General features: G+C 41.1%; 18 protein-coding genes and 1 tRNA gene. 11 read left to right on the top strand and 8 right to left on the bottom strand.

Annotation, left to right across the window (positions count from 1 at the left end; translation table 11 throughout):
- The first annotated feature begins 17 nt into the window (after positions 1–17).
- From AAG747_RS20060 to AAG747_RS20040, 5 genes are all read left to right on the top strand, one after another.
- Complete coding sequence (locus AAG747_RS20060) at positions 18–794, top strand: DUF4843 domain-containing protein (protein WP_346823005.1); 777 nt, start codon at positions 18–20, stop codon at positions 792–794.
- A gap of 81 nt (positions 795–875) precedes the next feature.
- Positions 876–2,291, top strand: coding sequence for a PKD-like family lipoprotein (locus AAG747_RS20055; protein ID WP_346823004.1), 1,416 nt, complete (start codon positions 876–878; stop codon positions 2,289–2,291).
- 196 nt (positions 2,292–2,487) lie between these two features.
- The gene (locus tag AAG747_RS20050; protein ID WP_346823003.1) at positions 2,488–3,693 is read left to right on the top strand and encodes a thioredoxin family protein; all 1,206 of its coding nucleotides are present in this window, start codon (positions 2,488–2,490) and stop codon (positions 3,691–3,693) included.
- A 73-nt stretch (positions 3,694–3,766) separates the two neighbouring features.
- On the top strand, positions 3,767–5,257 hold the full coding sequence (locus AAG747_RS20045; RefSeq protein ID WP_346823002.1) for an aspartyl protease family protein: 1,491 nt from the start codon (positions 3,767–3,769) through the stop codon (positions 5,255–5,257).
- An 82-nt stretch (positions 5,258–5,339) separates the two neighbouring features.
- Positions 5,340–6,731, top strand: coding sequence for a TlpA family protein disulfide reductase (locus tag AAG747_RS20040; RefSeq protein ID WP_346823001.1), 1,392 nt, complete (start codon positions 5,340–5,342; stop codon positions 6,729–6,731).
- 293 nt (positions 6,732–7,024) lie between these two features.
- Here the strand turns inward: AAG747_RS20040 and AAG747_RS20035 are convergent, their stop codons facing one another.
- Positions 7,025–7,930: a hypothetical protein gene (locus AAG747_RS20035; protein ID WP_346823000.1), complete on the bottom strand. Its 906-nt coding sequence runs from the start codon at positions 7,928–7,930 to the stop codon at positions 7,025–7,027.
- 496 nt (positions 7,931–8,426) lie between these two features.
- Between AAG747_RS20035 and AAG747_RS20030 the strand changes: the two genes are divergently transcribed.
- Both AAG747_RS20030 and AAG747_RS20025 read left to right on the top strand, forming a co-directional pair.
- Positions 8,427–9,191, top strand: coding sequence for a DUF6597 domain-containing transcriptional factor (locus tag AAG747_RS20030; RefSeq protein WP_346822999.1), 765 nt, complete (start codon positions 8,427–8,429; stop codon positions 9,189–9,191).
- Between the two features lie 119 nt (positions 9,192–9,310).
- Positions 9,311–9,934 carry an NAD(P)-dependent oxidoreductase gene (locus AAG747_RS20025; RefSeq protein WP_346822998.1) on the top strand — a complete coding sequence of 208 codons (624 nt, stop codon included), beginning with the start codon at positions 9,311–9,313 and terminating at the stop codon, positions 9,932–9,934.
- A 112-nt stretch (positions 9,935–10,046) separates the two neighbouring features.
- Here AAG747_RS20025 and AAG747_RS20020 read toward each other — a convergent pair.
- The 4 genes from AAG747_RS20020 to AAG747_RS20005 all read right to left on the bottom strand — a co-directional run bounded on the left by AAG747_RS20020 (position 10,047) and on the right by AAG747_RS20005 (position 13,493).
- Positions 10,047–10,120, bottom strand: a tRNA-His gene (locus AAG747_RS20020).
- Positions 10,121–10,183: 63 nt separating this feature from the next.
- Positions 10,184–11,521, bottom strand: a complete 1,338-nt coding sequence (locus AAG747_RS20015) for a dihydroorotase (RefSeq protein ID WP_346822997.1) — start codon at positions 11,519–11,521, stop codon at positions 10,184–10,186.
- Positions 11,522–11,673: 152 nt separating this feature from the next.
- On the bottom strand, positions 11,674–12,603 hold the full coding sequence (locus tag AAG747_RS20010) for a serine hydrolase (RefSeq protein WP_346822996.1): 930 nt from the start codon (positions 12,601–12,603) through the stop codon (positions 11,674–11,676).
- 266 nt (positions 12,604–12,869) lie between these two features.
- Positions 12,870–13,493, bottom strand: coding sequence for a helix-turn-helix transcriptional regulator (locus tag AAG747_RS20005; RefSeq protein WP_346822995.1), 624 nt, complete (start codon positions 13,491–13,493; stop codon positions 12,870–12,872).
- 160 nt (positions 13,494–13,653) lie between these two features.
- On the opposite strand from AAG747_RS20005, the gene AAG747_RS20000 reads away from it, so the two are divergent.
- Positions 13,654–14,262 carry a superoxide dismutase gene (locus AAG747_RS20000; protein ID WP_346822994.1) on the top strand — a complete coding sequence of 203 codons (609 nt, stop codon included), beginning with the start codon at positions 13,654–13,656 and terminating at the stop codon, positions 14,260–14,262.
- Positions 14,263–14,346: 84 nt separating this feature from the next.
- Here AAG747_RS20000 and AAG747_RS19995 read toward each other — a convergent pair whose 3' ends face one another.
- From AAG747_RS19995 to AAG747_RS19985, 3 genes are read right to left on the bottom strand one after another with little or no spacing between them, the layout of a single operon-like run.
- A complete protein-coding gene (locus AAG747_RS19995; RefSeq protein WP_346822993.1) occupies positions 14,347–15,708 on the bottom strand; it encodes a hypothetical protein in 1,362 nt (453 codons plus the stop codon).
- Complete coding sequence (locus AAG747_RS19990) at positions 15,701–16,576, bottom strand: anti-sigma factor family protein (RefSeq protein WP_346822992.1); 876 nt, start codon at positions 16,574–16,576, stop codon at positions 15,701–15,703. The genes AAG747_RS19995 and AAG747_RS19990 overlap by 8 nt, the downstream gene beginning before the upstream one ends.
- Entirely contained in the window at positions 16,557–17,165 is a 609-nt protein-coding gene (locus tag AAG747_RS19985) for an RNA polymerase sigma factor (protein WP_346822991.1), read from the bottom strand. The genes AAG747_RS19990 and AAG747_RS19985 overlap by 20 nt, the downstream gene beginning before the upstream one ends.
- A 318-nt stretch (positions 17,166–17,483) precedes the next feature.
- Here AAG747_RS19985 and AAG747_RS19980 point away from each other — a divergent pair, with 318 nt between their 5' ends.
- From AAG747_RS19980 to AAG747_RS19970, 3 genes are all read left to right on the top strand, one after another.
- Positions 17,484–17,879 (top strand): DUF4890 domain-containing protein, encoded by a 396-nt coding sequence (locus tag AAG747_RS19980; protein ID WP_346822990.1) that lies wholly within the window; start codon positions 17,484–17,486, stop codon positions 17,877–17,879.
- A gap of 258 nt (positions 17,880–18,137) precedes the next feature.
- The gene (locus tag AAG747_RS19975; RefSeq protein WP_346822989.1) at positions 18,138–18,821 is read left to right on the top strand and encodes a porin family protein; all 684 of its coding nucleotides are present in this window, start codon (positions 18,138–18,140) and stop codon (positions 18,819–18,821) included.
- 344 nt (positions 18,822–19,165) lie between these two features.
- Positions 19,166–20,419: a sulfite oxidase gene (locus AAG747_RS19970; RefSeq protein WP_346822988.1), complete on the top strand. Its 1,254-nt coding sequence runs from the start codon at positions 19,166–19,168 to the stop codon at positions 20,417–20,419.
- Positions 20,420–20,435: the final 16 nt, after the last annotated feature.

The raw sequence follows: 20,435 nt of genomic DNA, 5'->3' as shown, positions 1-20,435 counted from the left end.
TCGGAAATTTAAAGACGATGAAACAGAGTATTAAAAATATACTGCTATTATGCTTGTTGACAACAGCTTTAATGGCTTGTGAGCAAGATGAAATTGATACCTATAGTGGAAAATCCAATATTTATTTTTCCTATTCCATATTCCGTGATGTATCTCTCAACAACGGCGAAGTGTTTGACAGTACGGGAGTTTCATTTGCACTCAAACCTCAAGAAAAAAGAGATTCGGTTGTATTTCTCCCCATCAGGATACATGGTGTGCCTGTTACAGAGGACCGGCCATATAAAATTGCGGTGTTGGATGAATCTACAGCCATAGAGGGGATGCATTTTACTTTGCCTGAGAGTACCGTGATTCCAGCGAATTCAAACATCCATTATTTACCGATTACTTTCCTCCGGGCGGAGGAGTTAGAGTCGACTAAAGTGGTATTGGTCTTAGGTTTGGAAAGTAATGAACATTTTAGTGCTGAAATGATTGATAAAGTCATTAATAAAAGTACCGGTGAAATCATTCAACATACAACGTTCCAAATAAGCATAGACGATATTTTAAATACCCCACCGGATTGGTTTTCTTATTACTTAGGCGAGTTTACCGCTAAAAAACTATTCTTAATGGTGGATTTATTGGGTATAAAACCGACCGATTTTGAAGGTAGAAAAATTGCTATCGGATTGATGAAGTTTTACGGGGTTTTTATGCAACGCTATTTGAACGAACAAAAAGTAGCAGGAAATATAATTTATGAAGAGGATGGGTCCGAAATGATTATGGGGTTGGGAGTGCAATAATTATTTAATTCTAAATGAGAAAACGCAATGTTTGGAAATATACTTTATCGATTCATACTCATTTCAACTGTCTGTTTGGGAATGAGCGCTTGTTATGAAGACTTGGGAAATTACGACTATTCTCCGATTAATGAAATTGCAATAGAGGGAATAAGTGAAGAATATAATGTGTTTTTTAGTGACTCGTTTCAGCTTTCGCCTAATTTGACATTTACTTTAGATCCGGGAGGTGAGGATCAGAATTATGATTATGAGTGGTTTGTGATCAACAAGGCTGGAGTACTACCCGCTGAAAAGAAAAAAGATCTTAGTACAGAAAAAGATCTTAACATTCTTGTGTCGTTAACACCCGGAAAATACACGCTCTACTATAGAGTGTTGGATAAACAATCCGGAATACAATGGCAACAGACCTGTGACTTTAATGTCAAAAGCAATATATTCGAAGGTTGGCTAGTCCTGAATGATGTAGCAGGAGAAGCCCGTTTGGATATGATTTCATTGATTAATGATAAAGATTCTTTAATCAAAGATGTATTGGGCTTTACCCATTCTTCTCTGGAACTTACAGGAAAACCCAAGGGAGTTTATACCTATCATTATGACCCTAACCAGTATGGGATTTATGTTTCTACTACTGGGAATGGGACTACTAAAATTGACCCTGAAACGTTCGGTTGGTCTACGACTCAACATTTGTCTTATGAGTTTATTAGCAAACCAAGTCCTACTATCCTTGCCGAGTATATGCAAAATAACAGTTCTTTTTCTTGTTTTGTGTATTCTGAAGGCAATATGTACTTTTATTTAAGAGTGATGCAAGTGTTTTATGGGGTACCTATTAACATTGTGCAAGGAGAAGAGGAGCCTTTCGAAGTAGCCCCATTTGTAGGGGAAGGTGGTTATGGCAACTCTATACTGTATGATAATACCAACAAGCGGTTTGTACAATTTAATTTTAATGCAACGAACTGTACCTTGATGCCTGAAGGGGAAAAATTTGATTTCAATACAGGTAAAGATTTGGTGTACATGATTCGCTCTGATTTTAACTCAGGGGAGGTGTTTGCTATTTTAAAAGATACCGATTCCGGGAAACATTACTTAGGCCGGGTGACTGAGGGTACGGCAAAGCAAACCTACTACAACGAAATGCCGGCTACCGATATCGACCAGGCTGAAAACTTTGCCATTGATCCTGTGTTCGGGTATATCTTTTACAATGTGGGTAGCAAAGTGTACGAATACGATTTCTCTTTGAAGCAAAGTAAATTGATGTTGGACTATGGCTCCAGTGAAATTACTTGTTTGAAATTTAACGGTTCGAAAACGGATAATACCAAACTCATTGTTTGTAGTTACGATCCCGCTGGAGAAACAGGCAAAAGCGGCAAAATGGAATTGTTTTCCGTCATGCCGGTGAACGGTCCTTTGGAGTTGTATGAATCTCACGAAGGCTTGGCCAAAGTAGTGGATGTGGCATATCGTGAACGTTAAGAAAAAAAAGGTTTAGATTATCTTACACTCGTTTGATTAGGTTCCCTCTCGTTGTGGGAGGGAGCTTTTTTCTTAAAAACAAACCATAAATAGTAGCCGGTTCTCAGCAGGTACAAGGATGAATTGTACCGGTTTGTCAAAGGAATCGAGGCTTTGGGATGCGTAAATATCAATTGGAACATAAAAAACTATATGGATGAACTACCTTAACAAATATCTGTGGACTATCCTTCTGTTTCTAGTGTCATTGGGAGGAAAGGCACAGGTGCAATTTGCAAAAGAGGGCTGGGTGGCAGCCACCGAACAAGCCAAAAAAGAAAACAAGAATATCTTTATCGACATCTATTTCACAGGGTGCATGCCTTGTGCCAAAATGGACAAGAATGTTTTTACAAATGAAAAGGTGTATAGCCTTCTGAACGAACATTTTGTCAGTTTTAAAACCGATATACTCAAAGAAGAAGTAGGCAAAGAATTGTGTATGCGATATGGAGTGGGTGGTTTTCCGACTTTTGTGTTTTTATCCCCTGATTTAAAAGTCATTGATATAGTCTCCGGGTACTATGGAGCAGACAAGTTTGCAGCCTTGTTACAAGGGGTGAAAAATCATCGGAAAGAAGAGTTAAAAGAATATTCATCTGCACTTGATCGTGATTTCCCGGAGTTTTATAAAACCTTCTATTTGGATCGGAAACAAAAGATTTCTTCAGAGACAATTGTGTCCTTTCTCGAGGGGCAAAAAGACCTTACTGATGAGCTCCCGTACCTGGTGATGTCCACCATGGGCGTACCGGAAAAGTACCTGGATTTTTATTTGGAGCATGCACAGCAGCTGGCACAAAAATACAGCCGTTCGCAAACGCGGAACAAGGTATCTCGCATCTTGGCTTATCAAGCAGGCAAGTTGGGGGAAAACAACCAAGCGGAGGCTTTTGAACAGGCATTAAACAAAGCAAAACCCGTATTTACCCAAGAAGAGTGGCATAAGTTTGCCGACCGTTGGATGGAAACGTTTTACCTGGCCAGCAAAAATGCGGAGTGGTATATGGATAAGTTGGAGAGTGAGGGTTTTGATTGGCAAGATAAAAGTAACGCCTTGGCTCAGGTAGTTCTTGATGCGAAAGAGGATACCCCTACTTTGAAACGTTTGGCTAAGGTGTATTCTCAAAATGAACAAAATTTTACAGACGCTTCCGATTATTATAAAGCGGCTTTGATTCAGTTGTATTTGAAAAAATACAACCAAGCGGAAGCCTTTACCGAAACGGCACTGAATGCAAAGAAAAATATCACCTTGAAAGAGGACGATATGTTGGTACTACAGGCTGCCATACGCAATCAAGCCCTACAAGGTTTTACACCGAAAAAAGCAACGAATCCTAAACCTTTTACTTTAGATTGATATTGGCCTGTCAGGCTGATTTACTTGGTCTGGAGGGCGCTCTGTTTTTAAGCCCATTAACCTGATAAACTTAATGAAAATTCTAACACCTTTTTTGCTTTTAATTATCCATTTTGGCTTTTTGAGCGCCCAACCAGCACCAGGTGTGCAACAAGCAGTGGAACAGTACAAACAAGCTTTTATTCAACGGGATTTTGCCCAAATACAAGGCTTGTTGGCCGGGAAGTTTAGCATTGCCGTGTACCAAAGGCCTATGACAGACAACCTGTTGAAGGGCATTTTGGAAAAATACTACGCTCTGGATTCTTTGCAGCTACACAAAGTAGAAAACCAAGAAGAGAACATCCGGGTCCAGGTGAAATATTTCTTTCAAGAACAAAAGCCTTTTATTTCTTCTATTCTTTTAAACAAGGAGTATCAACTTTTGTATGCCGATTTGTTTGATAACCTGTACCGTTTGAGCCGCTATGAAGAGAACAAACTGTTGATTGAATTTCCATTCAAAATGGTAGACGGTCATATCATGTTTGAAATACAATTAAATGATTCCCCGGAAAAATTGATTATGCTTTTTGATACGGGAGCCGATGGAATGGCTTTGTCCCAGGAAGCCGCTGACCGTGTAGGAGTAGAAATCTCCGGGAATAAAGAGGCAAGTGTGGTGGGGGGAACCTCTGAAGTGGCCCTGTCCAAAGGAAATACCTTGCGTATCGATACACTCAGTTTACCCAATCAAAATTTGGTGGTGTTTCCGCAAGTGAGAGGAGGGTATGACGGATTGTTCGGAGGAAACTTTCTAAGGAATTTTGTAACCCAAGTGGATTTTGACCAACAGATGATCCGGTTATACAATTTCGGATCGTACCGGTACGAGGGAGATGGGTCAGCCTTACCGGTGGATTATTCTACCGGAAATCCTGAAGTGCTCACTCATTTGGTTTTTAAGAATGGAAGAGAAATCCCTGCCAAGTTGACGTTTGATACCGGGGCAGGGTATAATGCCATCCTGTTTGGTCCCTTTGTGGAAGAAAATGCCTTGTTGCAAGGGTTTGAAGTTGATTACAGTTCTACTAACTATAGTTTTGGGCTGGCTACCAAAATTTCTATGGGTGATTTGGCCCGCTTTCAATTGGGATCGTACGGTTTTGACTACCTGAGCACCGCTTTACAAAGCAATGGCGAAGGAGGAAAACGTTGGACTGAGAGCGATGGATCGATGGGTATTGAAGTGATCCGCAAATTCAATTTTACTTTCAACCTGGCAGAGCAAGTGGTATTCATGGAACCTAACACTGCCTTTGATCAACCCTTTGATGTCACGTTGAAGGGTGCGATCATGGGAGTGGAAGGTGAGGAGCTAAAAATAAAAGGGCTGGTTCAAGGCTCGAAGGCTGCTACTGCTGGCCTGCGAAGAGGCGATGTAGTGGTGAAAATCAATGACTACTCGGGCGAAGAGCTGATTCTTCCTGAAAATCATATAATTCTTAAAAAACAACAAGCCCAAGAGCTTGTCATATTCGTCAGCCGTGGTGAGAGTGTAATCCGGGCTGACCTAAGCCCCTGAGTGGGAGAATCAAGGAATGTCTTCTCAAGAAGACTCAATGATCTGGTCTCTATATGTTAAACAATCAAAATTTACGTAGTAAATGAAGACTTTGAAAATTTGGCTTTTATTAAGTGCCGTGCTTTTTCAACATTGGGCAATTGCCGCTGAAAAATCGAATTTTACCCTGATCAAAGGGAAGTTTGATTTTGAGGTAAATGCCAAGGTAGAATTGAAATATGTATACCAAGGGGAGGAGCAAGTATTTGCCACTACTGACATAGGAGCAAATGGAGATTTTGGTTTCCATGTACCTATCGATGCTCCCGGTTTTTATTATCTGGACTATGGGCAACGAGTGTCCCGTAAAGGTGGGCAGCTGATTCGCTTTTACCTGGAGCCAGGTTTAAATTTTGACATTCAAGTCAGTAAAGAAAGTTACCGCCTCCAAGGAAAAAAGATTGGACATAACTTGATCGTTCAGCAAGCCAACGAGCTGTATTTCAAAATGAACAAGTATAATCAATTGGGTGGGTCGGCTACTTACAAGGACTTTTTCCCTTATCTGGAAAAGGAAGCTGTATCGGCTACGGAGAAATTTATCGCTTCAGTCAAAACCAAAGATGAACGCTTTAACAAACTGATAAAACTGGCGGCCCAAATCGATTTGGAGCAACAAGCTTATACGTTTTTTCGTTTGCCGCGATCGGCCCATCCCGAAAAAGATAACCGGCCTCAGGTATTCAAGGAGTGGAAAAAAGAAGTGAAATTTAGCGACCCTGACCTACTATTGCTTGGTAATGGCTATGCTATGATGGAGAACTATTTCTTCTATCAAATGATGCAGGAAGGATTTAAAACACCTCGTGTCAAAATGATTGAAGAAGCCATCAGCCATATCTCGGATTTACAATTAAAGGAAGTTTACATACGCAATCAAATTGTCAAAGGGCGCTTTAAGGTAGAAGAATACGAAACGATGATTGATCCTTTGTATCAGTACCTGACCTCGGAACAGAGCAAGAGCTTTTTGGCAGAGTACGAAAAAGAATTGCACAAAAACGTAGGACAACCCGGTTTTAATTTTTCCTATGAAAACCCGGAAGGCAAAAAAGTGGCATTTTCCGACTTCAAAGGAAAACTGGTGTATATCGATGTATGGGCTACCTGGTGTGGACCTTGCCGGAAGGAAATTCCCCATCTGAAAAAATTGGAAGAAGAGTTGAAAGGCGAGGACATTGTATTTGTCAGTATTTCGTTGGACGAATTAAAGGACAAGCAGAAATGGTCGAAATTTATTAAAGACAAAGAAATGGGGGGAGTACAATTGTTTGCCGACAAAGCTTTTAAGTCAGGCATTGCGGTGAACTATGAAATCAATGCCATTCCCCGGTTTTTGTTATTTGATAAAAAAGGAAATATTATTTCTACCGATGCCTTGCGTCCTTCTAATCCCGAGTTGAAAAAACAATTGGAAGGTTTACTGAAAAAATAAAGACCATTTAAGCGGAAGTAGCACTTGCGAATATACTTTGGTAACTAATATGCCCCCGGAATTTCTCCGGAGGCATGTTCTATGTTGTGAGGTATGAGTCAGTGAAAAATAAAGCATTATTCATTTAAGAAATACACTATGTATTTTGAAAACCGGTAGATGCTTTTTGATAAAGAATCCGGTCAATGATTGACAAAAGATAGAGGTTACTTTGTGATTTTAAGTGTTGCAATTTGACGTATACAATGACAAAAGAGGCTGCTCAGGTTTTTGGGGCAGCCTCTATTTTTTCTCTATAATTCCTCTACCACTTCCTTATCAGACGGGACCTCTAGTGTAAGATAATAGTAGTCGCTGTCTTTTTTTTGCCTACGATAGGTGACGCGTTTAAATCTTAAGTTTGTCAATATTTCATTTAGTTCGGAGTGAAATGTGGTAATGGTTTGATCGTCTATAAAATGCTCTGCGGTAAAATTAATTGTTGTGGTACCTTTTCCTCCAAAAGATACCTCAATATTACGCGCTAAAAGCTCCTTCTTAAGGGTTTGTGCATAATCTTTTCTTAAGGCAGGAAGCTCTTTAACTTGCGTATGGGAAACCTTCTTTTTAAGTGTATTCGCTAATTGTTGAAGGGTATCACTTTCAAACTTTCTGGCCTGTTGGATGAGGCCACTCAAGTTTTTGATGAGTGCCAGCTCAATCGCTATAAGTTCTAAATCACCTCTATAATCTGAAAAATCAATTCCTTCAAAAAACGAATCTGTTTCATCAATTAACCGAGCTTTAATAGAGGCCTTTTGCATTTCATATGCCGCTTTTTCGTGCGCTATTTTCATTTCATATGCCGCTATACTATCCGCCTTTTCGGTACTATCTATTTTTACCAACATGTCTTGAACAATGTGATAGTATTTATTGTCCTTTTCTACGCCATAAAGGCTGTTGCGGGCATCTTCATATGCTTTGGTATCCAAATTGTTATTTGCCTGATATACTGCATTGTCTACAATTTCTTGATCACTGGTTAGTGCTGTTTTAAGAAAACCGCTAGCTATAGAGAATACTAGGTATAAGGCAAATACTTTAATTCGTGAAGGGGTTCTATCAAATCGTTGAAGTAAGAGGCGAGGCTTAATCATGCCTACAACAAATGCAATAAACAATACTAAATTTAAAATGCCGAAAAGGATAGTAATCATTTGACTTGATGGGGTTATGTTATATATTAAACTGCCCAAAGCTACTTAGTCTTTTCTTGTTTTTATTCAAGTAAATGCTATTTTTTGTGCGTTTTATTTTTTTCGTAAAATTTCATTGTTGGTTAAAAAGAGGTGTTAATTCACCTCTTTCTACGCTATATGCATCGCTTTCAATCTGTTGTGGGATAATGATACGTTGTACGGTCCTTAAAAAGTACAATTTGTGTTTTGAAAATAGGCAAGTATTTTTTTTGAAGGAGGCTTTCAAAAATCGGAAAAGATGATAAGTGTTCTTGGTGGATCATGCATGCCAAAAACAATTTGTTACTAAATAGCATTTCCATGCATAAATATTGGATAAAACCTTATTTTTGAGAAGGAGCCGGGTAAACTTTTTTCGATTTACAGAAGTGTATGAATATGGTACTAGCCAATACGTAGTTGAAAAATTATGAATAGTTTGGAGGTCCATCTATTTTAAACATGCTCTGAGAAAATGAAAGCCGAACAAATACAAGCACCTGAACATCTCAAAAATTATATTCAATATTTTTGGGTTTTAGAAAGCAATGATCAAGACTTTGTATCCAAAAAGTTTGGTCCCCTTGTAGATGGTTGTCCCGGCTTGATTTTTCAATCTGCAGAAAAAGGAAGCTTTTTCGATCAGGAGAATAAAGCGCTGCCGGAAATTTTTATATATGGGCAAACCGTAAAGCGTACGGAGCTTTATATGTCAGGCGATTTTAAAATATTGGGCGTGAGTTTTTTTCCGAATGCCCTGAGGTCAATTTTTGGTTTTAGTGCCAAAGAGCTGACCGATTCTTGCCTCGATTTAGGTTTGCTCTCTGTCAACACCTCGGAACAGTTGTTGAATACGGGTTCACCCCTTGAGCAAATTGAAGTGCTATCTTCTTTTCTCTATGCTCAAATTCAAAAAATTAACAAACAACCGGACAAAATCACTCATATAGCTCTCTCGCAAATACAGGCAACCAAAGGAAACATTTCCTTAAAAGACTTACAGGACCAATTTAAATTATCAGAAAGGAGTTTTGAGCGGAAGTTTAATCAATATGTAGGAATTTCCCCTAAATTGTATGCGAGGGTATGTCGTTTCCAGGCGGCCTTAACACAATTGAAAAACCAGCATTTTGTCAAACTTTCCGATATCGCTTTTGACAACGGCTATGCGGATCAATCGCACTTTATCCGGGAGTTTAAAGAATTTACCGGTTATTCCCCCCTCCAGTTTCAAAAATAACCCCCTTTTTCCTTCAATCCTTCACCCCTCCAATCCTTCAATTTGAGGCAGCCTGTCGGTTTTGTTCTATTTAACCATTTGTAGCAAGCCTAGCTTTGTTTCAAAAAAATAGAAAGACTATGAAACTCATTATTTTCGGATCAACGGGAAGCATTGGACTACAGTTGGTAGAACAAGCACTATTACAGGAATACGAAGTAACGGCTTTCCTTAGGAATCCTTCTAAGTTGTCCATAGAGCATCCTAAGCTCAAAACGTTTCAAGGGGACGTCCTGGACTTTTCCACTGTCAAACGGGCCATCAGTGGGCAGGAAGCGGTGTTCTGTGCGCTGGGAGCAGGAAGAAAAGGGAAGATTCGGTCAGAAGGTACGCGGAATATCATCCGGGCCATGGAGCAGTTAGAAGTGCAACGGTTAATCTGTCAAACAACTTTGGGGGCGGGCGATAGCTGGGCCAACCTTAATTTTTTTTGGAAGCATATCATGTTTGGAATGTTCTTAAAAGAGGCATTCGCAGATCATGAAATTCAAGAAAAGTATATCCGGCAAAGCCAATTGGATTGGACCATTGTACGCCCTGCTGCCTTTACGGATGGCGACCGTACCGGTAAGTATGAACATGGGTTTGGGACAAAAGCCAAAGGGCTCACTCTTAAAATTTCCCGGGCAGATGTGGCTGATTTTATGCTAAAACAATTGGACGGGAATCAGTATCTGAAGAAAACTCCGGGTTTGTCTTATTAAGAAAATATGCAGGGCAAAAAAATAAGGGTTTTATCAAAATTCTCTGAGAGAAAGTTCTTGATAAAACCCTTAGAATGGAATTCCAAAAAAGATGTATTTGGAAAGCTTTGAGGGCGAATGATGGGACTCGAACCCACGACCAATGGTACCACAAACCACTACTCTAACCAACTGAGCTACATTCGCCGTCTGAATGTGGGTGCAAATATAGCGAGCAATTTTAATTCTCCAAATATTTTTTTGAAAAAATTATCTTTTGAATTGAAGTCTTTTTCCTTGCACTTGTTCGTCAAACCTTCCTGAAGAGTAGGCCAGGTGGCCGGAAACAATTACTTGTGAGATACGAGACTGAAACGTATGTCCTTCAAAAGGAGACCATCCGCATTTGTAATGCAGTGATTCTCTGGTTACTTCTGTGGGTTTTTGAAGATCTACTAGGGCCAGGTCTGCCCAATAACCTTCGCGAAGGAAACCTCTGTGATCAATTTGGAACAGCCTTGCCGGGTTATGACACATTTTTTCAACAATCATTTCCAGACTAATTTTTCCTTGATGATAGAAATCAAGCATCGCCAACAAAGAATGTTGAATCAACGGTCCGCCGGAAGGTGCCTTGAAATAATTATTTTGTTTTTCTTCCAAAGTATGCGGAGCATGGTCGGTAGCAATTACATCAATTCTGCCATCCAACACTGCCTGAAAAATTTCTTCACGGTCCGCTGCCGTTTTTACAGCCGGGTTCCATTTGATCAAAGTGCCTTTCTCATCGTAGTCGGCATCGCTAAACCAAAGATGGTGGACACAAGCTTCGGCAGTAATTTTCTTTTGCTCTAAAGGCAATGTATTGTCAAATAACGCTGTCTCCTTGGCTGTGGAGATATGTAAAATATGCAAACGTGCTCCGTGTTTTTTCGCCAGAGCAACTGCTTGTGAAGAAGAGGCATAACAAGCTTCGGCACTCCGGATCAAAGGATGGTATTTGATCGGAATATCCTCTCCGTATTGTTTGCGGTAGGCTTCCGCATTTTCTTTGATCATCGGGTCTTTTTCACAATGCGTAGCAATCAGCATGTCTACCGAGGAAAAGATTTTTTCCAATACTTTTTCATCGTCTACCAACATATTACCGGTGGAGGATCCCATAAAAACTTTCACCCCACATACGTGTTGAGGATCGATTTTTAACAATTCTTCGGCATTGTCGTTGGTGGCTCCCATATAAAAGGAGTAATTGGCCAAAGAGCTTTTCGAAGCAATTTTATATTTATCTTCCAGTAAGTCGACCGTTACGGCATTGGGTACGGTATTGGGCATTTCCATAAAGGTAGTGACCCCTCCGGCTACGGCTGCTTTGGCTTCCGTGTAGATGTTTGCTTTATGTGTTAATCCCGGTTCCCGGAAATGCACCTGGTCATCAATGACACCCGGAAGGATCATTTTGCCAGCGGCATCGATGGTGATTTCTGCTTTTTGACTTGATAAGTCTTGGTCAATTTTATAGATAAATCCGTCTTTGATCAATAGATCCTTTTGTTCTTGTTTGCCTTCGTTGACAAGCGTGCCATTGAGTATGAGTATCGATTTCATAGTAATTTCTTTTCTTGTAAGACTTTGTCTTTTACAAAAGTAGGGAAGTTTAAAGAGAAGACCAGTGTATTCCTTCACCAAGCGGGGAACAAGGCAAAAAGCAAAGTTTTGACTGCTCTTCAACCCCTCAATCCTTCAATCCCCTCAATCCCTCAACCCTTCATAAAAGCATGTATCCGTTTGGCCAATGCCTTGAGTTTCGGCCGGGCTTCTTCTTCCGGTAAGGGTAAAAAGCAAGAGAGGATATAGGTAGTTTGGCCGTCTTCTACAATGCCTACATCATGGGTCCAGGTAGAAAACCAACCGGTTTTATGAGAGAACAACACTTCTTTCGGGAAGCCGCTAGCCAGTTTTGATTTGTCCAATTGACGGGCCAAGAGGGCCTTCATCTGCATGCTTACCCAAGGGTTTACTAATTGCCTGGTTTCAAGCAAATACATAAAATCAGCCGCATGCAGGGCGCTGGTTTCCGTTCCCCGTATTGTTTGATATTCGGCATCTTCAAATTTACGATTCAGGAATTTCCGGGTTACTTCGCTTCCTTCCCAATGATAGCGGTGCATCAGAGCATTGATAGGTTTTCTTTGGACGAGGTCAATCAGGCAATTGGCTGCCGAATTATCACTCCGGGTGATCATCAAGTCCAAAAGGTAGTTGATCGTTACGGTATCCCCATCTTGGAGCAGCGGCCTGGGATCAAAGGGAATTTCTTTGTTTTTATCCACATCGTTAGGAGAGCGTACAATATAAGGACTTGTTAGGGAATACTTCCCTTCATACACTTGCCGGAGCACTTCGGCTGCCACATACATTTTGTACACAGAAGCAGGGTAAATGAAATTTTCATAGCGGAACCCCGCAATTTGCGGACGTCCCTTTTGTGGGATGCGGATGACTGCCAGTGAAATTTGTTCCATACCGTCTTCGCCCACCGGAAACTCCCGGTCCAAGGCTAATTCCGTTACAAGATCTTGTATTTTTTTACAAAGGGCCTTATTCACTTGATAGTAAGAAGGAACTTTTGTGTTTTGGGCGACTACGGTTCCGCTAAAAAAGAGGCAGAAATAGAGGAGTGCTTTCATATACTATACAGTAGTGTACTGGATAATCGGGATTTTTTATTTATCTAATGTATATAAAGCTAGTAAACAGATGCCCATTTGCCAAAGGTGGAGTGAATAAGGCTTTGTCGAATTGTACGCTCTCTTGACGGTGTTCAAAATACGTTCTCTTAAAAGAATGAACAGCCCCTTTGTCGAGGCAAACCCTATCCGTTGAGGCCAATCCTCTGAAAAGTCTGGTTTTGTGGGGGACATAGTATAAGTATGGTTGATAGTTTTGAGCGCTTTTAGGAGGAGGGTTGAGGAGTGATTCTGTAAGCACATCTTCTGGCACCTAACAGGATATGTTCTATTCTTTCGATGGATACGGTACTGCCCAATACATTCCGGAAAGTGTTGATTTTAGTTTGACAAAAGCCTTGGCATTGAGAGGCTGCAATACAGATCGGACAGTGGTTTTCAACGAATAAGTAATTGCGGTCTTCTTTGCTCCATTCAGCCATATAGCCCTCTTCCGTACGAATTTTGGCTAATTGATCCAGTTTGTCTTCCAGAGAATGGGCTTGTTGTAGTTGTTTGGAATACTTCAGGTCGGCAGCAGTGCCCCGGGCATTGATAATGGCATTTAAGGCATTTTCACCCAATACTTGTTCTATGGTTTTGAGTAGTTGGGCAGTGAGCTCTGCATGAGTGTCGGGAAATTGCTGATGCCCCAAGGCCGTTAATACATAATACTGTTTCGGGCGTCCCACCCCCTTGGACTCGGAAATGGCTTTTACCAAATCTTGTTCGATCAGTTTCAGTAGCTTCTGCCGGGCTCCTTCTTTGGTTATTTTCAATTCTTTGGCAACTTGCTCTGCCGTAAATGCGCCACGGGTTTTTAATAAGAATAAAAGTTTATTATCCGTCATAATTGAAATCTATCACAAGATCAATAAATAATATACCAAGTAAATGCTTGTTATATTAACTAAGTTACTAACTTTGCTTCGTACTTATATAACAAATAGCGAAAAAAGGATCCTTGATTCAAGTATACTAAAATTATTTATTCACTAAAAAAATAAAACAATGTCATTTCAATTGCCAAAATTATCGTATACCTATGATGCATTGGAACCGCATATCGATGCACAAACCATGGAAATTCATCACAGTAAACACCACCAAGCGTATGTTACCAAACTGAATGGCGCGGTAGAAGGCACGGAGGCGGCTGAGGCTCCTTTGGAAGACTTGATGAAGCAAGTATCACAACTTTCGGGAGCTGTTCGCAACAATGGCGGTGGACATTACAACCACACTTTCTTTTGGTCTTTGTTATCGCCTGAGGGTGGGGGAGCGCCTACAGGAGAGTTAGGGAAAGCTATTGAAAGTACTTTCGGTTCTTTTGATGCTCTGAAAGAAGCGTTTAACAATGCCGCTGCTACCCGATTTGGATCTGGTTGGGCTTGGTTAATTGTAGATGAAAACGGCAAACTGGTAGTGACTTCCACGCCTAACCAAGACAATCCTTTGATGGATGTAGCGGAGGTGAAAGGAACCCCGGTGTTAGGATTGGATGTATGGGAACATGCCTACTATTTAAAATACCAAAACAAACGCCCTGATTATATCAATGCTTTCTGGAGTGTGATCAACTGGGAGCAAGCCAATGAGAATTTTAAAAAGGCTCAATAACTCCTAAAAGTCAGCTTGTTTATACATAAAAAACCTTCCGGGTTTGTCAAAAGCCTGGAAGGTTTGGTGTTTATTGGAGAGTGTTTAATATTCGTTTTCGATAATTTCTTCCAAGGCATCATCCAGGTCGATTTTGCGTTGGTCATACCGGGTCAGTACGGAATATTTGAGGCTTAATTGCAAGTCGGAAGGCATATCACAATTGCATTGAGGGAGACTTACATTGATAATCAACATATCGGTATCCTTCAAACTTTGTAAAGTGCGGCCGTATTCAATCATTGTCTGTTTGATCTCTTTGTTGAGATGATGGTACCATTCCATTTTGCGTTCAGCTTCCTCTTCCCTTACCGAAGGGTCTGTCCGGATGACAATCTGTTCATGTCTTTCCATATTGACCCAGAAAGGCATCTCCGAATAATCAAGGGTATAAATGACCCCAAGCCCATCGATTTGATTGAACGAAATATTAGGCGTGTTGCTGAATATCACCTTGTATTCATTGTTGGAATTGTTTTCTTTGACAATTTCTTGCAATACTTTGGAAAATACTTGTAAGTCGATATTTTGTTTGGTATTTGCATCCAATGCACTCCATGTTATTTTCTGTTCAAATTCTTGTGGTGACAGGCGGCCTCTTTTCAAATGAACAACCGACTTCTTGTCTACCACAGCCGAGATTTTTAAAAATTTGGCTTGTTTGTCGGAGAAAGAAGTATGGTAGGAGCTTGCGTTGTTTTTGTCTTCGTATACCACCAGGATTTTTTCATTCTCTTTGAGTTCCGATGCCAGGTCCCCGTATTGGGATAGAAAGCGCGACATGATCGAATGGACCATCTCATTATGCACTTCCAACAAGCTGTCGATATTGAGGTTGTTGTGGTCCAAAGTATTGAAAGAGATATGAGGGATATTGATTTCGATCTGTTCGGGAATTTCAGCCAGGGCATCATTGATGATGGTTTCTATTTCTATATCAATGTCTTCATCAACTTCAACAGAATCATTTTCAAGCGTTCGCTTTGCCATTTTCCTTTTTTCCTTCCACTTTTCTTTGCGGGCTTTTAGTTCTCTTTTGCGCGCATCCAATCGCTGTTTGGTGGCCTCTTTTCGTAGTTGGGCTTCATAAAATGCGATGGCAGGCTTCCAGTTTGTGTTGGTAAAGTTAGGTGTGTAAAACACCACTCCGAAACCCGGGTGATAAGAGGCATGTGTGCGATTACCGGTAATTTTCAAGCTTTTTAAGGGAGCCGCTTCTGCCGCAAATAATTCATCCAGGATTTTTTCCATGATTTTTAAATCACGGGCCATTTTTTCTTTGTCATAATCCCCGTCTTGTCCGTAGATGTTTTGTGATACATCCAAGCGGTTTGCGTTCACATGAGTCGCTTGCAGGCTGCCGCTTCCTAAGAAAAGCAGCCCAATCAGTAGCATTACTTTATTCATATCCATTGTGTTCTTTATAATTCATTTGAGAAATCAATTGGCTTAAAATCAAGTCGGTTTCCTCTTGACGAGTATTGGTGGAAAACAACAGGTTGTTATATGCCGTTTGAATGGCATCCAAATCGTCCTTGCGTTGACTGTGTATTTTCTTTATCAACTGTTCGGTCAGTTGCACCATATTTTCACGTTGTTTTTGGTTGCTGGCTTCTACCAGGCCGAGGATAAAGCGGTAATTTTCTTTCTGGGAATTTTTGATCAAGTCTTCGATTTTACGCATATCCACCTCTTCTTTGATGATTTTGGTTGGGCCGGAAGGGGCCACTTGCCGGTTTGCGACCAATTGTTCCAGTCGGTTTAATTCTTGTTTCAGACTGTCATTTTCGGCATATACTACTTTTACCACTTCGTTTTGAATGTATTTTTCGGCCTCCGGTTTTTGAAGAAGTTCCAAAATATTAATCGATGCGGCTACGGGTTCCGGTACATCGGCAAAGCTGATCATCAATGATTTGGCTTTCCAGGAAACTCGCACGTTTGACCAGATACCCGCAATTAACATGACCAACAAAGCAGCGGCCACACTGGCCCACCATTGCCATAATCGGGCGTTTTTGACCCGGTTGGAGACCCGGTGGGAAACCCGGTTGGAAGTGGTAAAGGCACTTGTCTCTCCTGTGACAACAAAAGGCTCTTTGGGAGTATGTATGGGAGCCTTTTGCAACCACTGGCGAGTTTCGTTTAGTCGGTTTAACTCCTCAGCAACTTCCGGGTGGGCTTGTAAGTACGCAGCCACCTCTTCTCTTTGTGGATTATCCAATTCATCGTATAGATAAGCCATCAACAATGCTTCATCGGGTTTGCGCGCCATAGTCAATATTTTCTTGGTGAATATTCCATTTTTCCAAAATTTTTCTCAGAGCCTTCAAGCCGTAGTACATCCGGGATTTTACCGTGTTTTCAGACATTTTTAAGACCTCTGCAATTTCTTTAAACTTTAAGCCTTCATATTCTTTCATGATTACCACTACCCGTTGTTCTTCCGGCAAGCTCTTCAATGCTTTTGCCAGAAGGCTTGCCAACTCTTGTTGTTGTAATGCCTCCTCCGGATTAGGCAATGTGCTCGTCCAGGAAGTGTTGGTTTTTCCTTCTCCGGATTTTTCCGTAGTGTTCCAGAAGAACCAGCCTCTACGCTTTTGCTTCCGTTCTTCCTCGTGACAAAAATTAATAGCGATCCGGTACAACCAACTTTTGAATAAGTTGGGTTTTTGCAAGGACGGCAGGTGTTGGTGCAGGGCAATAAATGTTTTTTGCGTTGCTTCCATTGCCCGGTCATGGTCAGAGAAATAATTGAAGCAAAAGTTATACACCCGTTGATACCATAAATTCACCAGCTTATTAAAAGCGGCTTGGTTTCCTTGACAGGCTTTTTCGACTAATGAAGTTGAATTCAGGCTCACAGTTTAGTAAAGTTTCTACATACGGGTATTAAGTTTGGCTATAAGATGCAAGTGAGGCAGAAAAAGTTTTATGAAAATAAAAAAAACTTTGCAAATTGGTATAAATTATTGATTTTTAGGGTTTTATTTGGGTTGAAAATTTAATAAAATCTGTAGCCTTGAGAAGAGAAGCATCTCTCTGCTTTTGGTAAACAGTCCGGATGCTTAATTGAAAAAAACAGGCGGTTTGCTGAAAGAAAAATGCTATAGGTTGAATATTTTTTTGCCGGATGTGTTCCGCCTTTATTTTCGCTCTGTAATCAATAAAAGAATATCAGTATGAAAAATTTACTTAGAGTAGTCGGAATCCTATTATTTTCCATGATGGTGATGCAGCTGAGCTTTGCTCAGGGAAGAAAGGGAAATCCCGGTCCGGAAGCGAGAGCCAAACGGCAGAGCGAACATCTTTTTAGTCAAATCACTTCATTCAGCGAAGATCAAAAATCGAAGATACAAGAAATCAACTTGCGTTATGCAAAACTGATGCAGGAAAAGCGACAAAGTAATCAAGAGGATAGGGAAGCCATGCGTGCCGAAATGAAAGCGTTACGAAAGCAAAAGAGAGAGGAGTTTAAAGCTATCATGACAGAAGAGCAGTATGGGCAGTACGTAAAGTTACAAAAAGAACAAGGTAAAGGAAACCGGGGAAGGAAAAAAGGTCGTGGTAAAAACTAAGCAGCTACCGGCGAGTAGCAAAAAGATTTTATAAACTCAAAAATGACTCACCCTTCTGGCGTAGCTGTACGCTTGAAGGGTTTTTGTATGATTAAAAAAATCACCTGCCTCTTCTTCGAATAGATAAGTTTTTCAAGAAAGATTCGCCTTGGAATTTAGGCGAATAAAGGTTAATTTGAATAAGTTAATCGGGCTATATACGATTGATCTTGCAATTAACTATTTCTTGCCTGTTTACCTGATTTGAATGATAAGCCTATGAGGAAGATTGTATTGCTGTGTATACTTTTATGTTGGGTAGGTTTGCCCGGTTATGGACAAGGACAAAAAGTAGCAATGGGTTTTCGGCTGGGGGTTAATATGGCCCAATTAGAAAGCTTGGGAGAAGGAGGCTTGGGTAGTTATAAAATCAAAGGAGGCTTTGCCGGAGGGGTTTTTGTAAGTTATTACCTCAATAAGAAATTCAGTTTACAGCCTGAGATCGCTTATTCTAACCAAGGAGGAAGAGCATATCGTCCGTATGGTATTCAGGGCAACAGCGACTATGAGGTATATACCAAACAGTTACATTATATCGAGTTGCCGCTTTTGTTGAAATGGCAATTCAGCCCGAAATGGTACATGCTTACAGGAGGATCTTATGCGCATTTAATAGGCGCTACAGAGTTAGTGCTAACGGCAAAGTCCCGGCAGAAAATGAACTTGAAAAAACAGTACAAACCTGTAAATTACTTCATCAATTTTGGCCTCGGAACATTAATTCCTACCCAGACGGGAAGTTTTTTGGTGGATGTCCGGCTCAATGCCGGCTTGCGTAACATTATCGATCCGGCAGTTCTGCCCAATTACAAAGAGCGTACCTTTTCCTTTAAAGTGTCAGCCGGTTACTTGTTCGGTTCCCGCTATGCCTCCGGAGGAATGGCCGGAAGGGTATTAAGATGAAAAGCATAGAAAAGAACCGCCCTGATGTATCCTTTGGAGTTACAACAACCTTTGAAGAAAGGAAGAGTTTATAAAATCCTATTTACAAGCCTACCATAAATTTGGAGTTTCGCTGTTGGGGCAATTTATTTGTAGAGTCAATGAATACCTTGTTAGCAAAGTGGTATGATCTGCTTGCTACTAATTAACGCCCTTCACTCAAAAACAAACCGCTGCCCATGAAAGGCAGTGATTGTCTATTTTTTCTCAAAACCAATCTGAATACTTCGCTGTCAAAAAGGGGAGATACTATGCTATCTTCTAGTGCTAAAAGTGTAAAATAAAAAATTAGTTTTTTAGAGAAAATGAAAAAAGAAAATTCTGAAAACAAGGGTTTTAACCGGAGAAAATTTTTAGCTGCCACTGCGCTTAGTGGAGCGGGAACGCTGATGGGTTTGAATGTAGTGTTTGCGAACAAACTTCCCAAAGGCACAGAGCCTTTGGCTTTGGGGAATTTTGCGGGCAAAGTGCCGGAAGGCAAACATCCTGAACTGGTGATATTGAACGACCGGCCATGGAATATGGAAACGCCTCCTCACTTATTGGATGATAAAGTTACTCCGGCCGATTTGTTATTTGTCCGGAACAATGGGCACCCCCCTTCAAAAATAGACGAGGAAAACTGGACCTTAACCATAGCAGGGGAATCGGTAGAAAAAGAAGTTACGCTTTCTCTCAAAGATCTGAAAACAAAGTTTAAACACTATACTTACCAACTGACCATTGAATGCGGAGGAAACGGACGGAGTGAGATGAACCCTCCTGCTAAAGGAAACCAATGGTCTACCGGAGCCGTGGGTAGCCCTGAGTGGACAGGTGTACGTTTGAAAGATGTATTGGAGTATGTAGGAATCAAAAGTAATGCGGTATACATCGGGTACTATGGCAAGGATGTACATTTGAGTGGTGACAGCAAAAAGACGGTGATCAGCCGGGGGGTACCTATCCAAAAAGCCTTGGAGGAAGAGTCATTGATCGCTTGGGCAATTAACGGGCAAGACCTTCCCGTACTTCACGGGTACCCCTTGCGCCTGGTATTTGGCGGTTGGCCGGCCTCTACCTCCGGAAAATGGTTGGACAAAATCGTAGTGAGAGATAAAGTACATGATGGCCCGAAAATGGGCGGGGACTCCTACCGGGTGCCTCGCATCCCTGTAGAACCGGGAACCGTAGTGAAAGAGGAAGACATGAAGATAATTGAGTCCATGCCGGTGAAGTCGCTGATTACTTATCCGAAAAGCGGAGCCGTACTGAAGCAAAAACGAACAATGGAGGTGAGGGGGCATGCCTGGGCCGGGGATTTGAACGTAAACAAAATGGAGGTATCCATTGATTTTGGTGCGACTTGGCAGGTTTGTGAATTAGCACAACCGAAAAACCGCCTGGCTTGGCAACATTGGAAGGCCGAAGTAGAATTCCCAGAAGAAGGTTATTATGAAGTTTGGGCAAAAGCCACCGATAGCGAAGGCAAAGCTCAACCAATGGTGGTACCGGGTTGGAACCCCAAAGGCTATTTGAACAATGCCTGCCACCGGATAGCGGTAAAAGTATTGGCCTAATGCCCCCCTCTTTTAC

Origin of the sequence: Rapidithrix thailandica (assembly GCF_039710355.1) — a bacterium.
In the GTDB taxonomy this organism is placed as follows: Bacteria; Bacteroidota; Bacteroidia; order Cytophagales; family Flammeovirgaceae; genus Rapidithrix; species Rapidithrix thailandica.
The sequence above is the reverse complement of the archived record's forward strand: the minus strand, read 5'-3'. Positions and strand labels throughout refer to the sequence as shown.

What these genes read in the sequence shown, in the direction of transcription:
- AAG747_RS20035 (WP_346823000.1), bottom strand. Translation starts at nt 7,930, where the DNA reads ATGATTACTATCCTTTTCGGCATTTTAAATTTAGTATTGTTTATTGCA.
- AAG747_RS20030 (WP_346822999.1), top strand. Translation starts at nt 8,427, where the DNA reads ATGAAAGCCGAACAAATACAAGCACCTGAACATCTCAAAAATTATATT.
- AAG747_RS20015 (WP_346822997.1), bottom strand. Translation starts at nt 11,521, where the DNA reads ATGAAATCGATACTCATACTCAATGGCACGCTTGTCAACGAAGGCAAA.
- AAG747_RS20050 (WP_346823003.1), top strand. Translation starts at nt 2,488, where the DNA reads ATGAACTACCTTAACAAATATCTGTGGACTATCCTTCTGTTTCTAGTG.
- AAG747_RS19995 (WP_346822993.1), bottom strand. Translation starts at nt 15,708, where the DNA reads ATGAATAAAGTAATGCTACTGATTGGGCTGCTTTTCTTAGGAAGCGGC.
- AAG747_RS20060 (WP_346823005.1), top strand. Translation starts at nt 18, where the DNA reads ATGAAACAGAGTATTAAAAATATACTGCTATTATGCTTGTTGACAACA.
- AAG747_RS19990 (WP_346822992.1), bottom strand. Translation starts at nt 16,576, where the DNA reads ATGGCGCGCAAACCCGATGAAGCATTGTTGATGGCTTATCTATACGAT.
- AAG747_RS20000 (WP_346822994.1), top strand. Translation starts at nt 13,654, where the DNA reads ATGTCATTTCAATTGCCAAAATTATCGTATACCTATGATGCATTGGAA.
- AAG747_RS20040 (WP_346823001.1), top strand. Translation starts at nt 5,340, where the DNA reads ATGAAGACTTTGAAAATTTGGCTTTTATTAAGTGCCGTGCTTTTTCAA.
- AAG747_RS20005 (WP_346822995.1), bottom strand. Translation starts at nt 13,493, where the DNA reads ATGACGGATAATAAACTTTTATTCTTATTAAAAACCCGTGGCGCATTT.
- AAG747_RS20045 (WP_346823002.1), top strand. Translation starts at nt 3,767, where the DNA reads ATGAAAATTCTAACACCTTTTTTGCTTTTAATTATCCATTTTGGCTTT.
- AAG747_RS20025 (WP_346822998.1), top strand. Translation starts at nt 9,311, where the DNA reads ATGAAACTCATTATTTTCGGATCAACGGGAAGCATTGGACTACAGTTG.
- AAG747_RS19970 (WP_346822988.1), top strand. Translation starts at nt 19,166, where the DNA reads ATGAAAAAAGAAAATTCTGAAAACAAGGGTTTTAACCGGAGAAAATTT.
- AAG747_RS19980 (WP_346822990.1), top strand. Translation starts at nt 17,484, where the DNA reads ATGAAAAATTTACTTAGAGTAGTCGGAATCCTATTATTTTCCATGATG.
- AAG747_RS19975 (WP_346822989.1), top strand. Translation starts at nt 18,138, where the DNA reads ATGAGGAAGATTGTATTGCTGTGTATACTTTTATGTTGGGTAGGTTTG.
- AAG747_RS20010 (WP_346822996.1), bottom strand. Translation starts at nt 12,603, where the DNA reads ATGAAAGCACTCCTCTATTTCTGCCTCTTTTTTAGCGGAACCGTAGTC.
- AAG747_RS20055 (WP_346823004.1), top strand. Translation starts at nt 876, where the DNA reads ATGAGCGCTTGTTATGAAGACTTGGGAAATTACGACTATTCTCCGATT.